This window comes from Rahnella perminowiae, from assembly GCF_019049755.1.
GTDB lineage: Bacteria > Pseudomonadota > Gammaproteobacteria > Enterobacterales > Enterobacteriaceae > Rahnella > Rahnella perminowiae.
In genome coordinates this window covers 1-776 of record NZ_JAFMOS010000111.1, presented here as the reverse complement: position 1 = coordinate 776, position 776 = coordinate 1, and the positions used below count along the sequence as shown (strand labels likewise).

The window sequence follows — 776 nt, the reverse complement described above, 5'->3', positions numbered from 1 at the left end:
GTGATTTGGTGTTCACTGAGCCATTTTAAATGCTATGTGTACTATCAGGAGTAATCGGAGGTGGTGCGTCTTTTATTAGAATTTATTTGTAATAACATCCACAAAATACCAACGATTACTACTCCGCCTCCAACCCAAGTAGGGCTTGTAAGACCAGTAACATCCAGTGCTACACCCCCCAATAGCGACCCTAATGCAATTCCTCCGTTAAAACCGGCAATATTCAGTCCTGCTGCCACAGCTGGAGCTTCAGGTGCATGTATGTGAGATAGCCCTATCACTCTTGCTTGCATTGAGGGGACCGCTGCGTATGTCAATGCTCCAAGCAACCCAATAAACAGTGCCATTAACATTAAGGATGAGACAGAGAACCACATAGCAAAGAGGACGATCGCCAGACCAATAAGAATTGTCATCACGGCACGGTCTGCACCTTGCTTGTCAGTGAGGCGACCACCCCAGACATTCCCGATAGCGGCCATCACGCCGTAGACCAACATAAGCAAACTACTCGTACGCTCGTCTACATGCGTTACCTGAAGTAGAATCGGGGAAATATACGTATACAGGGCAAAAGATCCTGCATAGGCCAAAACTGTAATTCCTGCTCCGGCAAGCAGTAGTGGGTTAAACATGGCTTTTAAACCGTCCATGGCATTTGCTTGCAAGGAGGGATCATTTTGATCCGTGGGCATCAGCATTGCCAATCCAATGAAACCGATCGCTCCACTTGCCGTTACTGCCATGAATATAGACTGCCAACTCAACAGACTACC

At 47.2% G+C, this 776-nt stretch carries 1 protein-coding gene; it reads right to left on the bottom strand.

The window, feature by feature from the left end; all coding sequences use genetic code 11:
* Window positions 1-44 precede the first annotated feature (44 nt).
* Window positions 45-776 (bottom strand): MFS transporter (locus J1785_RS00580; protein WP_217218555.1); only part of this gene is annotated, 732 nt, incomplete at its 5' end.